This is a genomic window from Crocinitomix catalasitica ATCC 23190 (assembly GCF_000621625.1).
GTDB lineage: Bacteria > Bacteroidota > Bacteroidia > Flavobacteriales_D > Crocinitomicaceae > Crocinitomix > Crocinitomix catalasitica.
In genome coordinates this window covers 18,181-37,474 of sequence record NZ_JHXV01000001.1, presented here as the reverse complement: position 1 = coordinate 37,474, position 19,294 = coordinate 18,181, and the positions used below count along the sequence as shown (strand labels likewise).

At 35.4% G+C, this 19,294-nt stretch carries 12 protein-coding genes; 1 reads left to right on the top strand and 11 read right to left on the bottom strand.

What is annotated here, in order from left to right; translation table 11 throughout:
* The first annotated feature begins 2 nt into the window (after positions 1-2).
* Positions 3-788, top strand: coding sequence for an NAD(+) synthase (gene nadE, locus T367_RS0100145; RefSeq protein WP_027418023.1), 786 nt, complete (start codon positions 3-5; stop codon positions 786-788).
* Positions 789-904: 116 nt separating this feature from the next.
* On the opposite strand, the gene T367_RS0100140 is transcribed toward nadE, so the two are convergent.
* From T367_RS0100140 to T367_RS0100080, 11 genes are all read right to left on the bottom strand, one after another.
* Positions 905-1,234, bottom strand: coding sequence for a 2Fe-2S iron-sulfur cluster-binding protein (locus tag T367_RS0100140; protein WP_027418022.1), 330 nt, complete (start codon positions 1,232-1,234; stop codon positions 905-907).
* Positions 1,235-1,713: 479 nt separating this feature from the next.
* The gene (locus tag T367_RS0100130; protein ID WP_157454067.1) at positions 1,714-1,995 is read right to left on the bottom strand and encodes a hypothetical protein; all 282 of its coding nucleotides are present in this window, start codon (positions 1,993-1,995) and stop codon (positions 1,714-1,716) included.
* Positions 1,996-2,777: 782 nt separating this feature from the next.
* Entirely contained in the window at positions 2,778-3,791 is a 1,014-nt protein-coding gene (locus T367_RS0100120; RefSeq protein WP_027418018.1) for an NAD(P)/FAD-dependent oxidoreductase, read from the bottom strand.
* 40 nt (positions 3,792-3,831) lie between these two features.
* Positions 3,832-4,059, bottom strand: a complete 228-nt coding sequence (locus T367_RS0100115; RefSeq protein WP_027418017.1) for a NifU family protein — start codon at positions 4,057-4,059, stop codon at positions 3,832-3,834.
* Positions 4,060-4,063: 4 nt separating this feature from the next.
* Positions 4,064-5,119, bottom strand: coding sequence for an Mrp/NBP35 family ATP-binding protein (locus T367_RS20835; RefSeq protein WP_084274253.1), 1,056 nt, complete (start codon positions 5,117-5,119; stop codon positions 4,064-4,066).
* Positions 5,120-5,191: 72 nt separating this feature from the next.
* Entirely contained in the window at positions 5,192-11,644 is a 6,453-nt protein-coding gene (locus T367_RS0100105) for an FG-GAP-like repeat-containing protein (RefSeq protein ID WP_084274252.1), read from the bottom strand.
* Positions 11,645-11,830: 186 nt separating this feature from the next.
* Entirely contained in the window at positions 11,831-13,261 is a 1,431-nt protein-coding gene (locus tag T367_RS0100100; protein ID WP_027418015.1) for a T9SS type A sorting domain-containing protein, read from the bottom strand.
* A gap of 292 nt (positions 13,262-13,553) precedes the next feature.
* Entirely contained in the window at positions 13,554-14,324 is a 771-nt protein-coding gene (locus T367_RS0100095; RefSeq protein WP_027418014.1) for an enoyl-CoA hydratase/isomerase family protein, read from the bottom strand.
* A gap of 199 nt (positions 14,325-14,523) precedes the next feature.
* Positions 14,524-16,572: a phenylacetic acid degradation bifunctional protein PaaZ gene (paaZ, locus tag T367_RS0100090; RefSeq protein WP_027418013.1), complete on the bottom strand. Its 2,049-nt coding sequence runs from the start codon at positions 16,570-16,572 to the stop codon at positions 14,524-14,526.
* A gap of 142 nt (positions 16,573-16,714) precedes the next feature.
* Positions 16,715-17,869 carry an alginate O-acetyltransferase AlgX-related protein gene (locus T367_RS0100085; protein WP_084274251.1) on the bottom strand — a complete coding sequence of 385 codons (1,155 nt, stop codon included), beginning with the start codon at positions 17,867-17,869 and terminating at the stop codon, positions 16,715-16,717.
* 3 nt (positions 17,870-17,872) lie between these two features.
* Positions 17,873-19,294, bottom strand: coding sequence for an MBOAT family O-acyltransferase (locus T367_RS0100080; protein ID WP_027418011.1), 1,422 nt, complete (start codon positions 19,292-19,294; stop codon positions 17,873-17,875).

Below are 19,294 nucleotides of genomic sequence, written 5' to 3'. Positions count from 1 at the left end.
GAATGCAGTACAATAAAATTATTGAACATATTGTAACTTGGCTAAAAAGTTATGCTGAAAATGCACACTCAAAAGGTTTTATTATAGGAATTAGCGGCGGAATTGATTCCGCCGTTACTTCTTACCTCTGTGCCAAAACAGGTCTTGACGTAATATGTGTTGAAATGGGTATACATCAAAACCCTAACGAAGTTAATAGAGGATTAGATCACATCTCTGCATTGGAAGATAAATTCCCTAATGTAAGCCATCACCGCATTAACCTTACCGATACTTTCGAATCCCTTAAAACCGTTTTACCTAGCAATGCGCAAAACCACGGCTTATCAATGGCCAATACACGCGCAAGAATAAGAATGACCACACTTTATGCGGTCGGTCAAGCGAACGGTTTATTGGTTGCAGGTACAGGAAATAAAGTTGAAGATTTTGGCGTTGGTTTTTATACCAAATATGGAGACGGAGGCGTTGATTTAAGTCCAATTGCAGACTTAACAAAAACTGATGTGTTTGCTATTGCTAAAGAATTAAACGTGATTGATTCCATTCAAAACGCCGCACCTACCGACGGATTATGGGAAGATGAACGCACCGACGAAGGTCAAATTGGTGCGACTTATCCTGAATTAGAATGGGCAATGGCTTTTAATGAAAATGAATTTGCATTAGAAGAGAATCTAAGTAAAAGACAACGTGAAGTATTAGCGATTTACCGCAAATTTAATCGTGCCAACAAACATAAAATGATTCCCATTCCAGTTTGTGTAATTCCAGAAAATTTAAAATAGTTTGTTTGACCGTCGCACTAAAATCTAGCACCACCTTCGCATAAAGCTACTGTGGTTAAGAAGCGTAGCGATCTAAAATCTAACAGCACAGCGTTTTATTATCTAATAACTATCATTTAATTCCCTTCAGGAGCCAATCTTAAAACAATACCATCAATTTCTGCTGTAACCGGTATTTGGCAACCCAACCTACTATTATCTTCAACAAAAAATGCTTCGTCTAGCATATCCAATTCCCCGTCAGACTGTTCTGCTAATTCCGTATCCGATTCTAAATAACATTGGCAAGTTGCACACATGGCCATACCACCACAACGTCCTTCAACGGGCAATTCGTACGAACGGCAAACCTCCATGATATTCATATTCATATCCGTCGGTGCCTCAAGGTCATGCTGTACACCTTCTCTATCAATAATGTGGACGGTGATCATATTTTCTGCCATGGTCGTGTTTTTTTTGCAAATTTAATTGATTTTTTTGAAGCAGTTGCATGTCCCGATTCTTAGAGGTTAGTTTTTTTTGGGCGTTCCCTATGAAGGGGCAGGCTTTACGCTCTAATCTTTTTGTCTGACCGCCTGAGGCAGACAGACAAAAAGGATATCCGCTTTAATACTTAACGCGATTTTACTTTAAATTGCAAACCATTTAATTCATAAGGGGTTCGAATACTTTACAACCTGAGTTCGATTTTCACGCTTACTCTCTAATGAGTAGTAAATACCTATCAACTGTTTCAATTGTAGAGTAATATGGATTATAATAATCATTTCTATAAAATCCATGATTTAGAATCAATGTGTCATTATGGATACCCTTTAACTGAACAAAAACATTAAAATAAACTGAGATACCAATTGCTGGTGAACAGGTTGTACGCACCCCTTTTTTTAAACTGTCAATTTGAAAGATATTCACTGAACCATCATAACAATCTGCGAAATAAGTATCCGGAGTAAAAAATAACAGAATCAATACCATACGGCTTCATTTCTATATGAACTTCTTGTATTGTTGAATCAACATAAGCTGTATATGTTCCATCATCAATAACGGTTGTTCTTTCTGTGGTTTTCATCATCCCTCTAAAAGTACCTTCATAACTTTCAGCTTCAACTTCTGGCTTCTTCTCTACTTCAACATCCTCTTTCTGACAAGAGATTAAAATAATTGAGAAGAGAATTAAGAATAGGTTATTCGTTTTCATATCACAAACATTTAAGTCATTAAACAATATACGGAAATTTTAGGTAAAGCGTTGAAGTTTAACTCTTATACATAAAAAAAGCACCTCATAAAATAAGTTGAGTGACATTTCGTTCCGTATAGAAATCGAAACCTTTAGCATACTATTATAACAATTCCAATATTAACCAAAAAAAGAATGTAGGTTTTCACAAGGTCACGGAGAATTTAAGTTAAAAATTAAATTTGGGTGCTAAATTTTTGAAAAAATTGCACATTCAAAAATATTATTACACCCCTCCGGGGTTTTAAACTTGCTTTTTGCCAATATCGAAGGAATGTCTTCCTCCGCTATTGTATGTCGTCCCTTCAGGACTTAGCTTTTCTATTGCAAAAGATAATTTTTGGAGCATCTGCGGGGAATCAACATCACATCAGTCCAACCGTCGCTATGGTATTAACCAAAGGCTTCTCAGCTGGTGCAAAGATATGGTTAGCGAGAAAATCGCAAAATCTGCGCAATCCTCAATTTTCTCAACCCTACAATGCAACATAAAAAAAGCACCTCATAAAAATAAGTTGAGTGACATTTCGAGGCCATTGCTGCGCAATCCTCAATGTCCTCACTTAAAATTTATTCAACACTCCGCATAAAAAAAGCACCATATAAAAAAAGGTGAGTGACATTTCGAGGCCATTGCTGCGCAATCTTCAATGTCCTCACTTAAAATTTATTCATCACTCCGCATAAAAAAAGCACCTCATAAAAATAAGGTGCTTTTAGTATTAAATATTTAATGTTATTTATTCAAATCCATTAACCCCGTTAACGGTAGTGTACTTCAATACATTTTTCTTGTCTGGGTGAATTCTAGCAAAGGCCGATTGTACAGCTATTGTTCCTTCGTGGAAACCACATAGAATCAATTTCAGTTTGCCTTCGTATTGATTTACATCACCAATGGCATAAATACCTGGACGATTCGTTGAATAATCTCTAGTATCTACTGTAATTGCGTTTTTGTCAATTTCTAATCCCCAATCAGCAATTGGCCCTAAACTTGGTTTTAAACCGAATAATGGAACAAAATGATCAGCTTCTTTCACAACTTCACCTTCTGTTTTATGTTTAATCGTTACCGAATTTAACTTTCCATTTCCACCAATACCTGTCACCTCAGCTTCTGTAATTAAATTGATTTTACCTTCAGCAGCTAAATCCATTACTTGTTGAACAGAATCTAAATGACCTCTGAAAGAATTCCTTCTGTGTACCAAAGACAATTCAGAAGCAATATTATTCTTCACTAAATAAATTGACCAATCCAAAGCAGAGTCACCACCACCCGCAACAACAACTTTTTTATCTTGGTAAAATGCAGGATCTTTAATAATATACTCTACACCTTTATCTTCAAACTGCTCCAAATTTTCTACTGGCGGTTTTCTTGGTTCAAACACACCCAATCCACCTGCAATCATAACAACTGGCGCAATATGTTTTGTTCCTTTATTCGTGGTAACAATAAATTTATTGTCGTCCGTTTCATCAATCGTCATTGCAGACTCTCCTAAAGTAAATTCAGGCTTAAACGGTGCAATTTGTTCCATTAAATTATCAATCAACTCACCAGCATCCACAGTAGGATAACCTGGTATATCGTAAATTGGTTTCTTTGGGTAAATCTCTGTTAATTGTCCTCCAGGTTGTGGAAGAGAATCTATTAAATGACATTTTAATTTTAATAATCCTGCCTCAAATACAGTAAATAAACCTACTGGTCCTGCCCCTATTATGATAATATCTGTTTCAATCATTTTTTAATAATTCTATTGATTAAAGAAGTTTTTTTAATTTTTAAATAGCTTCTACTCCTACAACTTGTGGAATAGCATTGATGATAGACTCTTCAATTCCTGCTTTTAACGTCATTGCACTCATTGAGCATGTCTCACATGCACCTAGAAGTCGAACGCGAACGATATTGTCTTTGGTCAATTCTACAAACTCTACATCACCACCATCTTTTTGCAAAAATGGTCGGATTGACTGTAAAGCAATCTCAATTTTTTCAACCTCGTCCATAACCTTAGTTTTCAATAATATCGACAAATTTACGAACAAAATCCTCAAATATCTTTGATGACTGCGTATTATCTTGCAATACTGCGGGACGACCAACGTCACCAGCTTCTCGAATACTTTGAATTAATGGCAATTGTGCGATTAAAGGAACATCCATTTGCTCTGCTAAATTCTTAGCCCCATCTCTACCAAAAATATAATACTTATTGTCTGGCAACTCTTCAGGAGTAAACCAAGCCATATTCTCAACAATACCTAAAACAGGCACTTTTAAAGAATCCATTCTAAACATATTAATTCCTTTTCTAGCATCTGCTAAAGCCACCTCTTGAGGCGTACTAACAATAATAACACCTGTTAAAGGAACATTTTGCACCAAAGTTAAGTGTACATCTCCTGTTCCTGGAGGTAAATCAATCAACATATAATCCAATTCACCCCAAGCTGCATCTTTAAACATTTGATTCAATGCCTTTGTTGCCATAGGCCCTCTCCAAACAACAGCTTGGTCAGGATCAGAAAAGAATCCGATTGACAATATTTTTACGCCGTATGATTCGACTGGTTTGATTAACGTTTTACCATCAACCTCAATTCCTTCCGGACGAGAACCAATCACATCAAACATTGTAGGTGTTGAAGGACCATAAATATCTGCATCAACCAATCCTACTTTATATCCTAATTTTGCTAAACCAGCTGCTAAGTTTGCAGTAACAGTAGATTTACCTACCCCACCTTTTCCACTCGCAACAGCAACAATATGTTTTACATTTGATAAAATAGCACGCACTTCTGGTTCTTTATCCTTTGGTAAGGGAACCAATGAAATATTTGCATCAACGTCCTTTCCAAACTCACGCTCTAAAGCAAACTCTAAAGCTTCTTGCATCCGTTTTTTCGCATGCATTGCGGGATTGTAAATTTTAACCTCAAAACTTATAACTTTACCTTCTACCTTAATATCAGACACTAAATCTAATGTAACAATGTCCTTTTTAAGATCTGGCTCAACTACTTTTCTAAGTGCTTCCTTAACTTGATCTATTGTAATTTCCATGACGCAAATATTTGTACAAAAGTACGGTGTTTATTTGAAAAAAGGTCTATGGATGAATACCTATTTTAGGAATTAGATGACAACTAATTTTTCTGAATAAATTATACCGTTCATATCTGTCACCTGTATTAAATAAGTCCCCGATTCTAGGTCTGCTGTACTTACAAAATATTTTGTGCTATTCAGCGCAATATCAGCGACTGTTTTACCATTAAAATTAGCAATCGTAATCCGCTGCATTCGAATTGGCCTTAGTTGCTCATCAATAAGCATAATTTTGGATTGCACTTCACTAGGATTGGGATAAACAAATACTGATGTTTTAAGCATACCATTTGTTTTTGGCGATGCAATTATTGATGCATTGTTCGTTTCAATAAAAGCATTATAATCGAATTGGATATGTGCGATATTATCAACCCTTACATATGGTGGACAATCTTCTTTTAACATAACGGTAAACTCCACTGATCCGTTACTACCTATAAGGTCTGAAGCTGAATCTGGCAATTCAATATTATTGTTGACCCATGTTAGCACACCAGATTGTTGCGACACACTAAATTGATGCGTAGCCGAACAAAAATGAACGGTTGACCAATCCAGATATTGCGAAAGGGTATCTACAATATAAACGCGACGGGCGGCATAATTACCAATATTTTGAAATCTAATTTTATAACGAATTGTATCTCCTCTCAACGCATATAATGCTTGACCTTTACCTTGAACCAAGACCTGCTTGTCGTTTGGGTCGATTGATCCTACTACAACATCAAATAAACTCACTTCATTATTCTCAACTCCGCATTCTTCTGCGTCATAAAGAATTTGTCCATCAACGGTTACAATTTCATCCAATGCAACTTCAGAATCAACAGAATCAATTAACATAAAGGTTGTATCGCTCATTGCAGCTAACCCTTCTAGAACGAAACCATAAGTTCTACCCGATTCATCCTCTGAAAAACTTGACCAAGTATCACCGACCAGATATGTATTCGATGAAAAGCTTAGTTCGAATTCGACTGTTGACTCAGTGTCAAATGCCCCCGCATTCCGAATATTAATCATCAAATCATTAGTTAAACCACGTCTAAAAGCTGTCGCTCCAATGCTTAATTCCAAATCGGGATCCAAACAGGTTGGCAAATTCCCAAAATCATAACCGCAATATCCGTCATCTTCACTTAAAAGTACTATAACCTCATAAGTATCAAGCGGAGCTTCGGGCGAAATTAATGTCCAATTTTCATCCTCAACTTGGCTTACACTATAAATACCATCCAATACATAAACTTGATAATATCCATCATTATCAGTGAATACTGTTAAATCCCCAGGTTGAATAGTTATTTCTTTATTTGGAATCCCTTTTTCGTCAGCATCAAATTCGCCATTCTCATTCTCATCAAAATAAATATAACCACATATTTTGGCACCACATTCCTCATTTAATGTCACGACTTGATTCACTTCTTGATTGGTTAAAGTTTGAATCAACCCAGAAGGCCAGCGAATAATTAAGCTGTCAATTATAGTTGCATCGTTCAATCCAAAAATTGTTTTCAATGAACTTTGTCCACCAAGTGCACTAGTTTGAGTACTTAATTCTCTCATTTGCCAAGTCTCCTCGCCCAGTACAGTCGCTTTTATTCTTATTTGCGCTCCAATTCCTGACTTATTCGAATTACATCCTACCAATGTTATTCCAAAATAATTATTACAAGCTCCTTTTTCATTGATAAAAAAGTCATTTGTAGATTCACCATGATTTGAGATATGTAAGTCATAATCTCCATCATTATCATAATCCGCCCAAGCTAGTCCGTAAGAATCGGCACCTTGCTCGGTAATTGCGTTGCTCATTTTAGTAAAGCTTTTATCTCCGTTGTTTGAAAACAAAAAATTATTCCCATTTTGATCATTAGCGACAAGTAAATCTAAATCACCATCATTGTCAAAATCAATCCACGATGCACCGTGAGAATTCCCTAAATTTGATACGATAACCCCCGATTCTACTTTTGTAAACGTACCATCTCCATTATTTTCATAAAAGAAATTCTTTTCAGTAATACTCGAGTTGGTCACAAAAAGATCTAAATCCATATCATTATCATAATCGCCCCAAACACCACCAACAGAGCTCCCTCCATCGTTCACTATTGCCCCTGTTTCAACCTTAACAAACACTCCAGCATCGTTTCTGAACAAATTATTATCCTCGCCATTTGTATTGGCGATAAACAAATCTAGGTCGCCATCGTTATCATAATCCCCCCAACTTGTACCTACGCTTGAACTTGCCGTTTCATTAATCACACTTGAAGAGACCTCTTCAAAACTTCCATCCCCATTATTGTGAAACAAGAAGTTGAAATTAGTTGGATGAATATCTGAAGAAACCAAGTCTAAATACCCATCATTGTCATAATCGGCCCAACTAGCAGCATGTGTATACAGCCCTAAATCCACAATAGGATCATCCACCATTGAGACAAAAGATCCATCGCCTTGATTGATATATAATTTGTTAGCTGCATACGTGTTGTTCGCTACAAATAAATCAAGATCACCATCGTTATCAAAATCACCCCAAGACGACGAAACAGATTCACCTAAATCACTCACCAATGCTCCGCTTTCAATCCTTGTTAATGTACCATCCCCATTGTTGTGATAAAGTGCACTTGGCTCATCAACATTTTTATTTGGCACATATAAATCTTCAAAACCATCATTATCATAATCACCCCAAGAAGCACTCCAATTGTTTCCAGAATAGACATTCAAACCTGCTGTATTGTCTTCAACAAATTTTGTATTCGGATCGTAATTTAAATAAACATCCGGTAAATTTATTGCACACGCATTTTGACCTGTAATTTTAAATTGAATAAAGTCACCTTGTACAAATTCTTCTGCCAATTCCAAGGTCGTTCTTAATTTCAGTCTATTACTATCTAAATTCAATACCCCCGGGAATCCATTCTCATTAAAACTTGGAATCAATTCATTTAGCTTATAGGTATATACATTTTCATCTAATAAAGGATCCGAAATATTGCCGTACTCACTGGTGATATTGTATCTTAAATAACTACTATCAGCTAAAAGTGTAATTTTTTCTGTTCCAGGTACAATCACATGTACTTCCATATCAAACATATGCGCAATTTCAACACTAGCAATATCTACGCCTACTTCAATTAGAGGACTACATACATCCCCAATTAAAGGCTCACTAAATAACCTAACTTGATAGGCACTTGGTTTTGGTTCGACATACAATACATAATCAGAAATATTACACGTAAAACTTTCAAAATTTTCAGGATACCCGACACATTCATAACCCGAATAAACGTTAAATAAAACAGTATCACAATTCGTGACATTTGCGTTCAAAGTTAATTTAATTGTTGCCCCATTATCTACTGAACCAATCAAATAAATGTCGCTCGACATTTCAACCACCTCACCAGTAGATTCATTATAAACTGACGTAATTTCTAGATTTTCAGGAGTCGCAATATGCAACCATGTATTTTCAGCATCAGCATTCGATGTATTCTGAATATTCAAATTCCAACTAACCGTTCTGCTGTTAGCATCAACCCATGGGTTTTCTGAAGATAATATAAGATTGGAAGGCACAAACTTTACTTGATCCGCAGGACCAGTAACATAATTCGTTTCACCTCCGTCAAAAGCTACAGACTTTTCATAATTAAAAAACCATGTAACATCTTCGTAAGTATCATTTGGCACATCACAATTAGGCGCTAATTCTATTTCGACAAATCCGTGAAAACCATCATCCGATAAATTAAAGTCTCCCGATAAATAATAAGCCTCAATATTATAATATAAAGTATCTCCGTTTCTGAAATCAGGTATGATTGATGCAATCGTCTCTGATCTAGAATTATTTGTACTTAGTGTTCTAAACTGTCGAATTTTTGTGTTGACCAATTCATAATTTTCAGGAATAACAACTTTCACATCTTTTAAGTATCCCCAGTTTCTATATTCAAATGGAAATAAATTTCCACCGGCGTAATTACTACAACAATCACCTATACTCAAACCAAAACTTTGTCTTACTTTACCTGTACAAGAATTGATACTTGTGCTTTTTCCATTATTATTCCGCCATGAATAACCAATTAAAGTAGTTCTTTGAAAATGATTATTACATTTCATTTTATCCTCTTCGGTTGGTATTTCCATTTCACTTACGTAAAAATCACTTTCCCATAAAGTCTCTTGAACTAAACCATCAATTGGTGCTATTACTTTAAAATTTGCGAACACACGAATTGAGTCACCATCACTAAAAACATAATCAACAAAGGCAGGATTTATTTCCGCAAGAAAAGCTGATGATAAATTTATTGTAAAGATTCCTGCTTCATCCGTAAAAGAAGTTTCAGCTGTGATTATGTTTACAGATCGAGATATACCTTCACTTGCATCGAATATCACAACATTTGCACCAATAAAATTATAATGAGCACCATAATCATTCATTAATGCGATTCCACCATTTGCCCAAGCCGCAGCATCACTATGAATATAACCTTTCGCTATTGCTTGTACCGTATCTGCAACCATGGCTCTATTCATTTTTACTTTTTCTAAATTGAGGTCACCTGAAACATCTGCTAATCCATCAAAATTATTGTCAGGTTGACCTAGACTTGTTCTTTTCACTTGAAAATCCGTATAATTTAAACCTTCACACGCTGCAAGTGGGCAATGTAAATAAGTAGCTACACTTTGCTCACATACTAAAGGCACATCGCAAGCGACGTCACAAGAAGCATCAATTTGATAAAAGACCGATAAGTTTATATTGCGCCAACCACTCTCTCCACACTCCCCCATCAATTGAATAGCCAATTCACTTTTAGGTAAATAAAATGGAGCTTCCGCTGGAAATATTGCACGAACTTTATTTTCTATAGGATCATAATCAATTGAGATTGGCTCCCAATAAGTTGCATTACTAAAGAACCTCAACTCTTCATAAACAAGTCCTTCTTCCAGTTCAACCTCAACACGATAATATGAGTTTTCATTCTCTGGCAAAGTATTTTCAAATGAAGAAATAATAAAGGAATAGGTTGTACTTTCACCGGCATAAATATTGGCAGGTGTTTCGGTAAACACAGACATGTTTTGAATATTAGCTACTTGACCATTTATACTATTTTCATAAACTTCTTCCGCACAAACATCCGTAAAAGTAATATCAGCATTCCAGCCTTTTACTTTTAAATCTTCACAGATATCAATACAACATGAATACATATCCCAAGAGATAAAGATAGAATCACCAACATTAAAATCAGGTAAATTCAATATTACTTTACCGATTGCTCCTTCACCCAAGCAAGTATAATTACCATCAATTGATGTCGTAAATAATTCTATCGGAGTAATTGATGAATAAGTTCCTGCTTCTCCATTTTTCAATTTAAAAGATGCAGCATCAAAACGACTAAAAATAGATTCGTCGTATCCAGAACCTAATGATTTAAAAATATCTACAACAGCATTTGTCGCGATACCTTCTCCAGTATTCACAATAATTAATGTTTGTTCACTTGCCTCTCCCGAACCAAAACAGCTGTTTAAATTATCAACAGCACTCATTGTCAGAACTGGCGTTTGAAAATTCACACTAACAAAAGCATAATTATTGGCTGAGTAATCAAATTCATCATCACATCCCCAAAATGCGCGAATAGTAGAACGTGAAGTTATTGCCGAACAAGCATAAGTAGCGATACTTTCTGTTAACGCTATACTTTCATTATTATCAAAGTATTGATCATTATTCCCTATCAATTCGAAATCAGCACCAGTTAAAATAATTGTATCTCCCGAAATAATTCCTTTATCAGCATCGACTAAACTTGCGCCTTCACCAAATACATCTGTAATATAAACCTTATCCGTTCTTCCATTTCCTGCATTTACAATTGTGAAACTTCGGAATGTAGTATCTCCACTCACAATCGTTTGTCTGCGTGGCGAAAAATCTATAATACTTAATGCTGGATAAAGAATATTATAACTTGGCGACAAATTAAATTCAAAACCATCGTCATGAACAACACCTACATTATTTCTAAAAACTCCGCCTGACGATTGAAATTCAATTGCATCCATCGTAGCGATATAATCAATTCCAAAAGAGACACTGTCACCTATTGTAATATCGTTCGATGCAAATGAAAGAGCAGTACTTTCTGTAACATCTAATTCTCTCATTTCATAATCAGTCGACTCAACAACACTACCTGGAATGTAAACAATACCTTCAGGTAATTGCACTTCAAAATAAGGATTCTGTAAGTCAGTTCCTGTATTATTTACAATTGTAACTTTAAATGAAACTTGTTCTTGACAAACGCCAATCTCTTCAGTTACGGCATATGTATAAAATAAATCCTGTGAAAAAGACAAGCTGGCTGTGAATACGAAACTGAAAAGAAGTAAATATTTTTTCATGGGTAGTGTTTTTTTCTGACCTATATGAAAACCTCATTCCAAAAACGGAAACACATACAAATCAAGCAATTAAAAAACCGCCCGAAAAATATTCCATCCCAATTTGGGACATAAGTATCTATTTGACACAAAAAAAGGCCGCAATAAATGCGACCTATTTTGTTATTTTAACACGAGCCAGAAGGCTTAATTCACTACAATTTTTTGGACAGCAGAATCTATTTCAGCGTTAAAATGAATAAAATAAATTCCTTTAGCAATACCAGACAAATCGATTGTTGCATGCTGAAATTCTAATGATCGATAAATCATTTCACCTTGCGTATTGTAAACCTCAATTTCTACATCATCGGTTATTTGAGATTCAAAATCTATCTTAAATGTACCATTATTAGGATTAGGATAAATTTCTATCTGAACAAGTTCGTTCTTTTCCAAACCAACATAAAAAGGTTCAAAAGTTCTGTTTTCATAAAGTCTAAAAGCTCTTTCTCCATCGATATTCATGCCCGTAATAATTAAATCAAGATCACTATCGTTATCGTAATCTGACCACTCTACACCGCTAATAGCGACATCAATCACAGTATCAGAAAGCAATTCGTTTAACACAAAAGCGCCCTCTTCATTATCATACGCAACACTCACGGGATCAGAATCTGCATTATAGCCCGTCATAAATAAATCAACATGACCGTCACCATTATAATCTATCAGGTCAATCGTACCGAAATACATATCCGTAATAGCTTCATCCTCAACCTCGGTAAAAACACCTTCTCCGTCATTCGTGTAGACAGTAGTTTGGGCAGTAAAGCTGGCATTTATACCATTAATAACCAGATCCAGATCCCCGTCCGAATCAATATCTGCCGCTGCTGAACTAGAAAAATAAAAATTCATAAAACCTGCATCTTCAACTGCTGTCATTCCCCCGAGACTATTATTCAAATAAAATGTTGTTTTGGGAGCATACGTCAAATCAAACCCCGTTAATAATAAATCTAAATCACCGTCATTATCCGCATCAAAAGAACAAATATCTCCAAAATAATTCGCCATTAAATCCATCTCTTGTTCAACAAATTCACCTGCATGATTCTGTAAATACATTTTTGCGATATAAGTCGAATTGGTGTCTACACCAGTCATGATAATATCAACTCTACCATCTAAATTATAATCTGCGGCATCAATTTTACCATTGGTTACCGCATTTATGTCAAGCGGAATTTGTTCGAAATCACCATCACCTGAATTCAAATAAAGATGGGTTGTATTTATATCACCATTATAACCTGTTATAATAAAGTCTTCAAATTCATCATTGTTAAAATCGGCTTTTGCCATTGCCGACAATTGAACTGGTTCAATTAAATCCATTACTTCTTCAAATACATCTGAAGTATTCTTAAAGAATTGCGAATTCTCTCCATATTCTTCACCAGCACCTGTTAGCACAAACTCCTTTCTTCCGTCATTGTCGCTGTCTAACCAAATAACATCGCCATAGATTATTGGATTTACATTTTCAATGTTTCTTTCCGTAAATTCTTGTGCAACTACTGATATTGGCATTGCTGTTAGCGCCAACCAAATAAGTCCATTTTTTTTCATTGTTTTTAACGTTTAATTTTTTTGCAAAACTAGACCTTATTTAGATTGATTAAAAATAAGGATTCGGATCAATGCATCCTCAAAAACAAGTATAAAACTACCACTACAATCTACTAAACAGTAACTTAACAGAATAATTACACAAAATTCATTAATTTAAATCACGATGTAAAATCCCTCTTTTATGGTAGAAAAATAACCTTTTTACGGTATCGAAAAACAGGGCTCAAACAAAAAAAAGGTCACCTATTTGGCGACCTTTTCTTAATAAAATTCAAAAATATTCTAGTTTTTACTTCTTCTTAAAAGCATTGATGGCATTGATTGTGAAATCGGATAAAACCAATTCACCACTCATTGCTGCACGAACTTTCAAGAGGTTATCCCATTTCTCTGTTCCTTCCCAGAAAATCGACTTCAACATGCGCATTGACTCCGGGTTTGAATCTGCCAACTGATTCGCTAATTTATCAACTGCTTGATCCATCTCCTCAACAGATCCATAAATTGAAGCATATAAACCTTGCTCTCTAGCCCATTCAGCCGATTGCCACTCTGTTGCATTGATTGTTAATTGAGACATTGCAGACATCCCGATTTTACGCTCTACAGCTGGTCCAACCACGAATGGTCCAATTCCAATAGCCAATTCCGATAATTTAACTGCCGCATGTTCTGTCGCTAGACAATAATCAACTGCAGATGCAACACCAACTCCACCGCCTACAGCTTTACCTTGTACACGACCAATAATTAATTTTGGACACTTTCGACAAGCATTGATCACATTCGCAAAACCTGAGAAAAATTGTTTCCCTGTCTCCAAATCTTTGATAGAAATCAATTCATCAAAACTTGCACCTGCGCAAAACGCACGGTCACCAGCAGATTTTAAAATGATTACTTTAACTTCATGCTGCGCGCCAACATCTGTAATTGTCTTCGCTAGTAAATTCAATATTTTACCAGGCAACGAATTACTTAATGGATGACCAAATTCAATTGTCGCGATTCCTTTTTCGTTTATTTCAGACTTAACGTGTCCTTGATTTATTGCACTCATATTTTACTAGATTTATAGATGAAAGATAAAAGATCGCTGCGCTCATAGATTCAATAATTAGTCGCTAGCTATACCTTTTATTATTCCACCACTGTCTTATTTTTTAACTTTTTCATTCAAAGATCAATAAAAATGTAGTGCTTGTATTTCTCAACTTACACGTCCCACGTCTTTCGTCTTTGCTCCTTTGTCTTTTGTCTTAGTCCTGATCCCTCTTCTTCACCATTGTCAGAATAGTTGCTATTCCAACAGTTTCACCTGTTTCATCAAAAATATCAACCAAGAATCTTACAATACCTTTTGCGATATCGGCATCATTTTTCTTTTCTTGATCCGTTTTTTCTTTAACTGTAAATCTTACACCGATTGTTGTTCCAATATAAACTGGTTTTGTAAATCGACACTCATCAATTCCATAATTCAATAAAACCGGTCCTTTTTTAGGTTCAACGAATAAGCCAGCTGCTTTTGAAAGAATAAAATAGCCATGTGCTACTCTTTTTTCGAAAATTGTTCCATCTAAAGATGTATCATCAACGTGGGCATAAAAATTATCACCACTCACATTTGCAAAATTGCTGATATCAGCTTCAGTTACGGTGTGTTTATGTGTAAAAACAGTATCACCAATTTTTAGATCTTCAAAATGTTGTCTGAAAACATGCGGCATTGCTTCTGGTTGATCTGCACCAACCTGGAATTGTTTTGTAATCGCCGTAATTGTTTGCGGGTGACCTTGAATAGAAGTTCTTTGCATATAATGTAAAACACCTCTTTTACCTCCCATTTCTTCTCCACCACCTGCACGCCCCGGTCCACCATGTGTTAACATTGGTAAAGGTGATCCATGACCAGTACTTTCTTTAGCACAACGTTCGTTCAACACTAGAATTCTACCATGGGCAGAAGCAGCGTTTAAAACATAATCCGTTGCAATAGCATCATCAGCTGTTACAATTGATGAAACCAAAGAACCTTTTCCTAATTTGGCGATAGCAATCGCATCATCCAAATCTTTATAAGGCATTAAAGTAGAAACAGGACCGAAACACTCAACATTGTGAGCGCCTAATTTATTATGTGGATCGTCATTTCTAAACACAATTGGCGAGAAGAAAGCACCCTTATTTTTATCTGCTCCAACAACGTCAAAATTATCCATATCACCAATCACAATATCTTGTTCTTGCATCAATAATTCGACATTTGCTCGAACGCGATCAACTTGAATCTGTGAAGCTAATGATCCCATTCGAACAGTTGCATCACTCGGATCACCGATTGTATTCTTAGCCAATCGAGCACTCAATGCTTTTTGCACATCATCCATCAATTCTTCAGGAACAATAATTCGACGTACAGAAGTACATTTTTGACCTGCTTTAATTGTAATTTCTTTTTGAACTTCTTTGACGAAGATGTCAAATTCTGGTGTGCCTGGAACAGCATCTTTACCTAAAATAGCGGCATTCAACGAATCTGCTTCAAGGTTAAATGAAACTGAATTATCTACAATTACAGGAAGAGATTTCAACATTTTACCTGTCTTAGCCGAACCTGTGAAAGTAACAACATCTCCACTTGAAACGTGATCTAAAATCCCTCTACCTAATCCTACAACTAATTGTAAAGCACCTTCAGGTAATATTTTTGAAGCAATGATATCTCTCACCATTAACTCTGTCAAATAACAAGTAAATTCAGATGGTTTTACGATAGCTGGAACACCCGCCATTAAATTCACAGCAATCTTCTCAAGCATTCCCCAAATCGGGAAGTTAAAAGCATTGATATGAATCGCAACACCTTCTTTTGGCACCATAATATGATGCCCCATAAATGAACCTCCTTTCGACAAACCAATAGGATCTCCATCTACATAATAAGGAAGATCAGGAAATTGTCTTCGCAAAGATGCATTGGCAAATAAGTTTCCGATTCCACCTTCAATATCTATCCATGAATCAACACGAGTTGCACCAGTTGCTGCACTCAATTCATAATATTTTCGTTTATTCTTTAGCAAGAACATTGCTAAATCTTTCAACATTAAACCTCTTTGCTGAAAAGTTAATTTACGCAATGCTCTGCCTCCTTTTTCTTTGGCATACGCTGTCATCGCCTCATAATCCAAGCCCGCTGAAGAACAAGTTCCTATTTGCTCTCCTGTAATTGCATTAAACAATTCAGTTTCTACGCCTTCTCCGCTTTGCCATTGGCCTAATGCATAATTTTGATATATGGTCATTCTTTTGCTTTTAGTCTAAAATTTTGAAAGTATAAATTTAACCAATTTATTTCAAATGGGAAGAATACACTTACCGCGATATATCCTTTTGAATGGTCCGTTTTCTTTTTAGAATCAAACCTAAAGGAATCTGTCGGAATGGCTACTTTGCCAATCCATATCCATCATATAGCTGATCAATAAATCCAAAACAAAATTTATGCAAATTGGCATCAGTCACCAATAAAAGTATAAAATCGTTTTTTTCTACTTCTGCAACAATATCTACATTTGAAACTTTTGCATCTCCATCATAAATGTCAGGATAGATTTCGTTATTGTAAAACCAAAATTGCGCTTTATTAAATCCAAACTCTGTCAAGCCCCAATTAAACATTCCCCAATAATAACTATCACCTACAGTAAGAACTTTTGGCGATTTTTCCGTTACAGAATCTTTAAAATTATAATGCCCATAAGCCATCGGAAAATCTTCAATATCAAATAACAAATTCATTCCGCGTTCTATATCATCATCACTATCTCGCATGTTATTAGACCATTCAACTCGAGAGATATTCAATTCTGGTATTTTATCGTACTTAGCTAAAGCATTGAAATAGGTAATTATCGAATCTAGTACTAGCATTTCTCCATATTTACTCCAATGTATGCCCGTTTTCGGAAATAGCGGATACCTCGAAGTATCTTTCATATCATCGAACCATTGGTGAAAATCGACAAGATGCACATCAGTTTTTGCTATCGCCTTACTATAACCTTCGAAATTCGTTTTTCCACGTGAATTAATATCGTATTGATCTGGAATAAACTCAGGGTAAAAACTCCCTTTACCAGGCGCGAGAACAACAACAATTTCAATACCTTTTGCTTTTAATACCTTATCAATTGCTCCAAGTTTATTAACCTTCATATCAATGCTATCTTCGCCAATAAAATCAGTACCTAAATAAGCATCGATATAATTCTCTTCATATAAATAACCGTCATTACCAATGATCACATCCTTAGCGCGCGCTTGATTGTAAAGAGAATATTGTAACTGATTATAGATTCGAACAAAAGTCCCTCTGAAACCAATTTTAGCTTGCACATAATCTTCCGTTGTCTTTTGGTATTCGCCATCAAACCAAGTAACCCAATTTAACTTAGGTTTTTCTGGAATTGTATAAGCACCAATTAATTGCTTTTCTCCTATTAATTTTGTCATCCTTTGCAACATTGGCAAGAACATCACCGTCACAATTATTGTAAAGAGTATGACTTTAATATTTCTATTTGAAAAAATCTTCTTCATCCGTTAAAACCTAAAATAAATAAACGGATTAAATCCAGATGAATTGACTGCACTCACTGATAAAACAAGTAAAACCAAAGAAATAATTGTTAAAAGCAGATGGTATTTAATTGCATAGACCTCCGTATTATAGATGAAAGCTTGCAATTTTCTACCCCATTTGAAAGCTGCAATAAATGAAAATAGAATCGCCAATGAACCGATTAATCCAAAAGCAGGAATGGCATCAATGCTAAGAGAAGAGTTGAAGTTAAACATTTGCTCAAAGTAGGTTTTAATATCAACAATGTTCTCCAACCTAAAAATCACCCATCCAAACATCACAATAATGAAAGTGATAAGAATAGAGAAAAACTTGCCGATCCTAATTAAAAATTTCTCAAAGAAAAGTCGATCAAGAATTAAAAAGAAGCCGTGAAAAGCACCCCATAAAACAAAACTCCATGACGCACCATGCCAGAGGCCAGAAAGCAAGAATACTATCCATAAATTAAAGAAAAGTCGGTATTTAGATTTCACCCGATTTCCACCCAAAGGAATGTATAAATAATCACGCATGAAATTACCAAGTGTCATATGCCATCTTCGCCAAAACTCACTAATACTTCGTGAGATATAAGGTGAATTAAAATTCTCTGGAAATTTAAAACCGATCATTCTACCAAGCCCGATTGCCATATCTGAATAGCCTGAAAAATCGAAATAAATTTGGAAAGTATAAGCCAAAATTCCCAGCCAAGCTGAGCCAATACTTAATTCGGATAAATTGCTGTTAAAAATCAAGTCAGCCTGTTCAGCCATCACATTGGCAATTAAAACCTTTTTAGCCAACCCAATAGAGAAGCGGTAGAATCCTAACAGTTTTTCATCAATCGTTTCTTTTCGTTTTATAATTTGATCTGCAATTAAATTAAACCGCACAATTGGCCCTGCTATCATTTGTGGAAAAGACATGATATAGAGCAAATAATCAGATACCTTTTTTAAAGGGGCATGAATACGACGATATACATCAATTGAATAAGTAAGGGTTTGAAAAGTGTAAAAGGATATCCCTATAGGCAATACAACCTTCGTCCAACTAACTTCTGTCGCACCAAACAAATTCAAGGTATCATTAAGGTTTTCAATAAAAAAGTTAGCGTATTTAAAGTAAACCAATAAACCTAAATTGATAAATATAGACAGTCCCAATAATAATCTACGCCGTCGATTATCTTGGTTTTCATGAATTTGTTTGACGATATAAAAATCAACAATGGTAGATATGAGAATGACAGATACAAACTTAGGCGCACCCCAACTGTAGAAAAAAATACTCGCAGCAAGAATTACATAATTCTTTAATTTAGGCCCAACAAGATGATAAACCAATAAGAATATAGGTAGGAAATAGAAAAGAAAAAAGCTACTGCTAAATACCAC

Excerpts from the sequence above, each read along its gene's own strand:
- nadE (WP_027418023.1), top strand. The coding sequence starts at position 3 with ATGCAGTACAATAAAATTATTGAACATATTGTAACTTGGCTAAAAAGT.
- T367_RS0100140 (WP_027418022.1), bottom strand. The coding sequence starts at position 1,234 with ATGGCAGAAAATATGATCACCGTCCACATTATTGATAGAGAAGGTGTA.
- T367_RS0100130 (WP_157454067.1), bottom strand. The coding sequence starts at position 1,995 with ATGAAAACGAATAACCTATTCTTAATTCTCTTCTCAATTATTTTAATC.
- T367_RS0100120 (WP_027418018.1), bottom strand. The coding sequence starts at position 3,791 with ATGATTGAAACAGATATTATCATAATAGGGGCAGGACCAGTAGGTTTA.
- T367_RS0100115 (WP_027418017.1), bottom strand. The coding sequence starts at position 4,059 with ATGGACGAGGTTGAAAAAATTGAGATTGCTTTACAGTCAATCCGACCA.
- T367_RS20835 (WP_084274253.1), bottom strand. The coding sequence starts at position 5,119 with ATGGAAATTACAATAGATCAAGTTAAGGAAGCACTTAGAAAAGTAGTT.
- T367_RS0100105 (WP_084274252.1), bottom strand. The coding sequence starts at position 11,644 with ATGAAAAAATATTTACTTCTTTTCAGTTTCGTATTCACAGCCAGCTTG.
- T367_RS0100100 (WP_027418015.1), bottom strand. The coding sequence starts at position 13,261 with ATGAAAAAAAATGGACTTATTTGGTTGGCGCTAACAGCAATGCCAATA.
- T367_RS0100095 (WP_027418014.1), bottom strand. The coding sequence starts at position 14,324 with ATGAGTGCAATAAATCAAGGACACGTTAAGTCTGAAATAAACGAAAAA.
- paaZ (WP_027418013.1), bottom strand. The coding sequence starts at position 16,572 with ATGACCATATATCAAAATTATGCATTAGGCCAATGGCAAAGCGGAGAA.
- T367_RS0100085 (WP_084274251.1), bottom strand. The coding sequence starts at position 17,869 with ATGAAGAAGATTTTTTCAAATAGAAATATTAAAGTCATACTCTTTACA.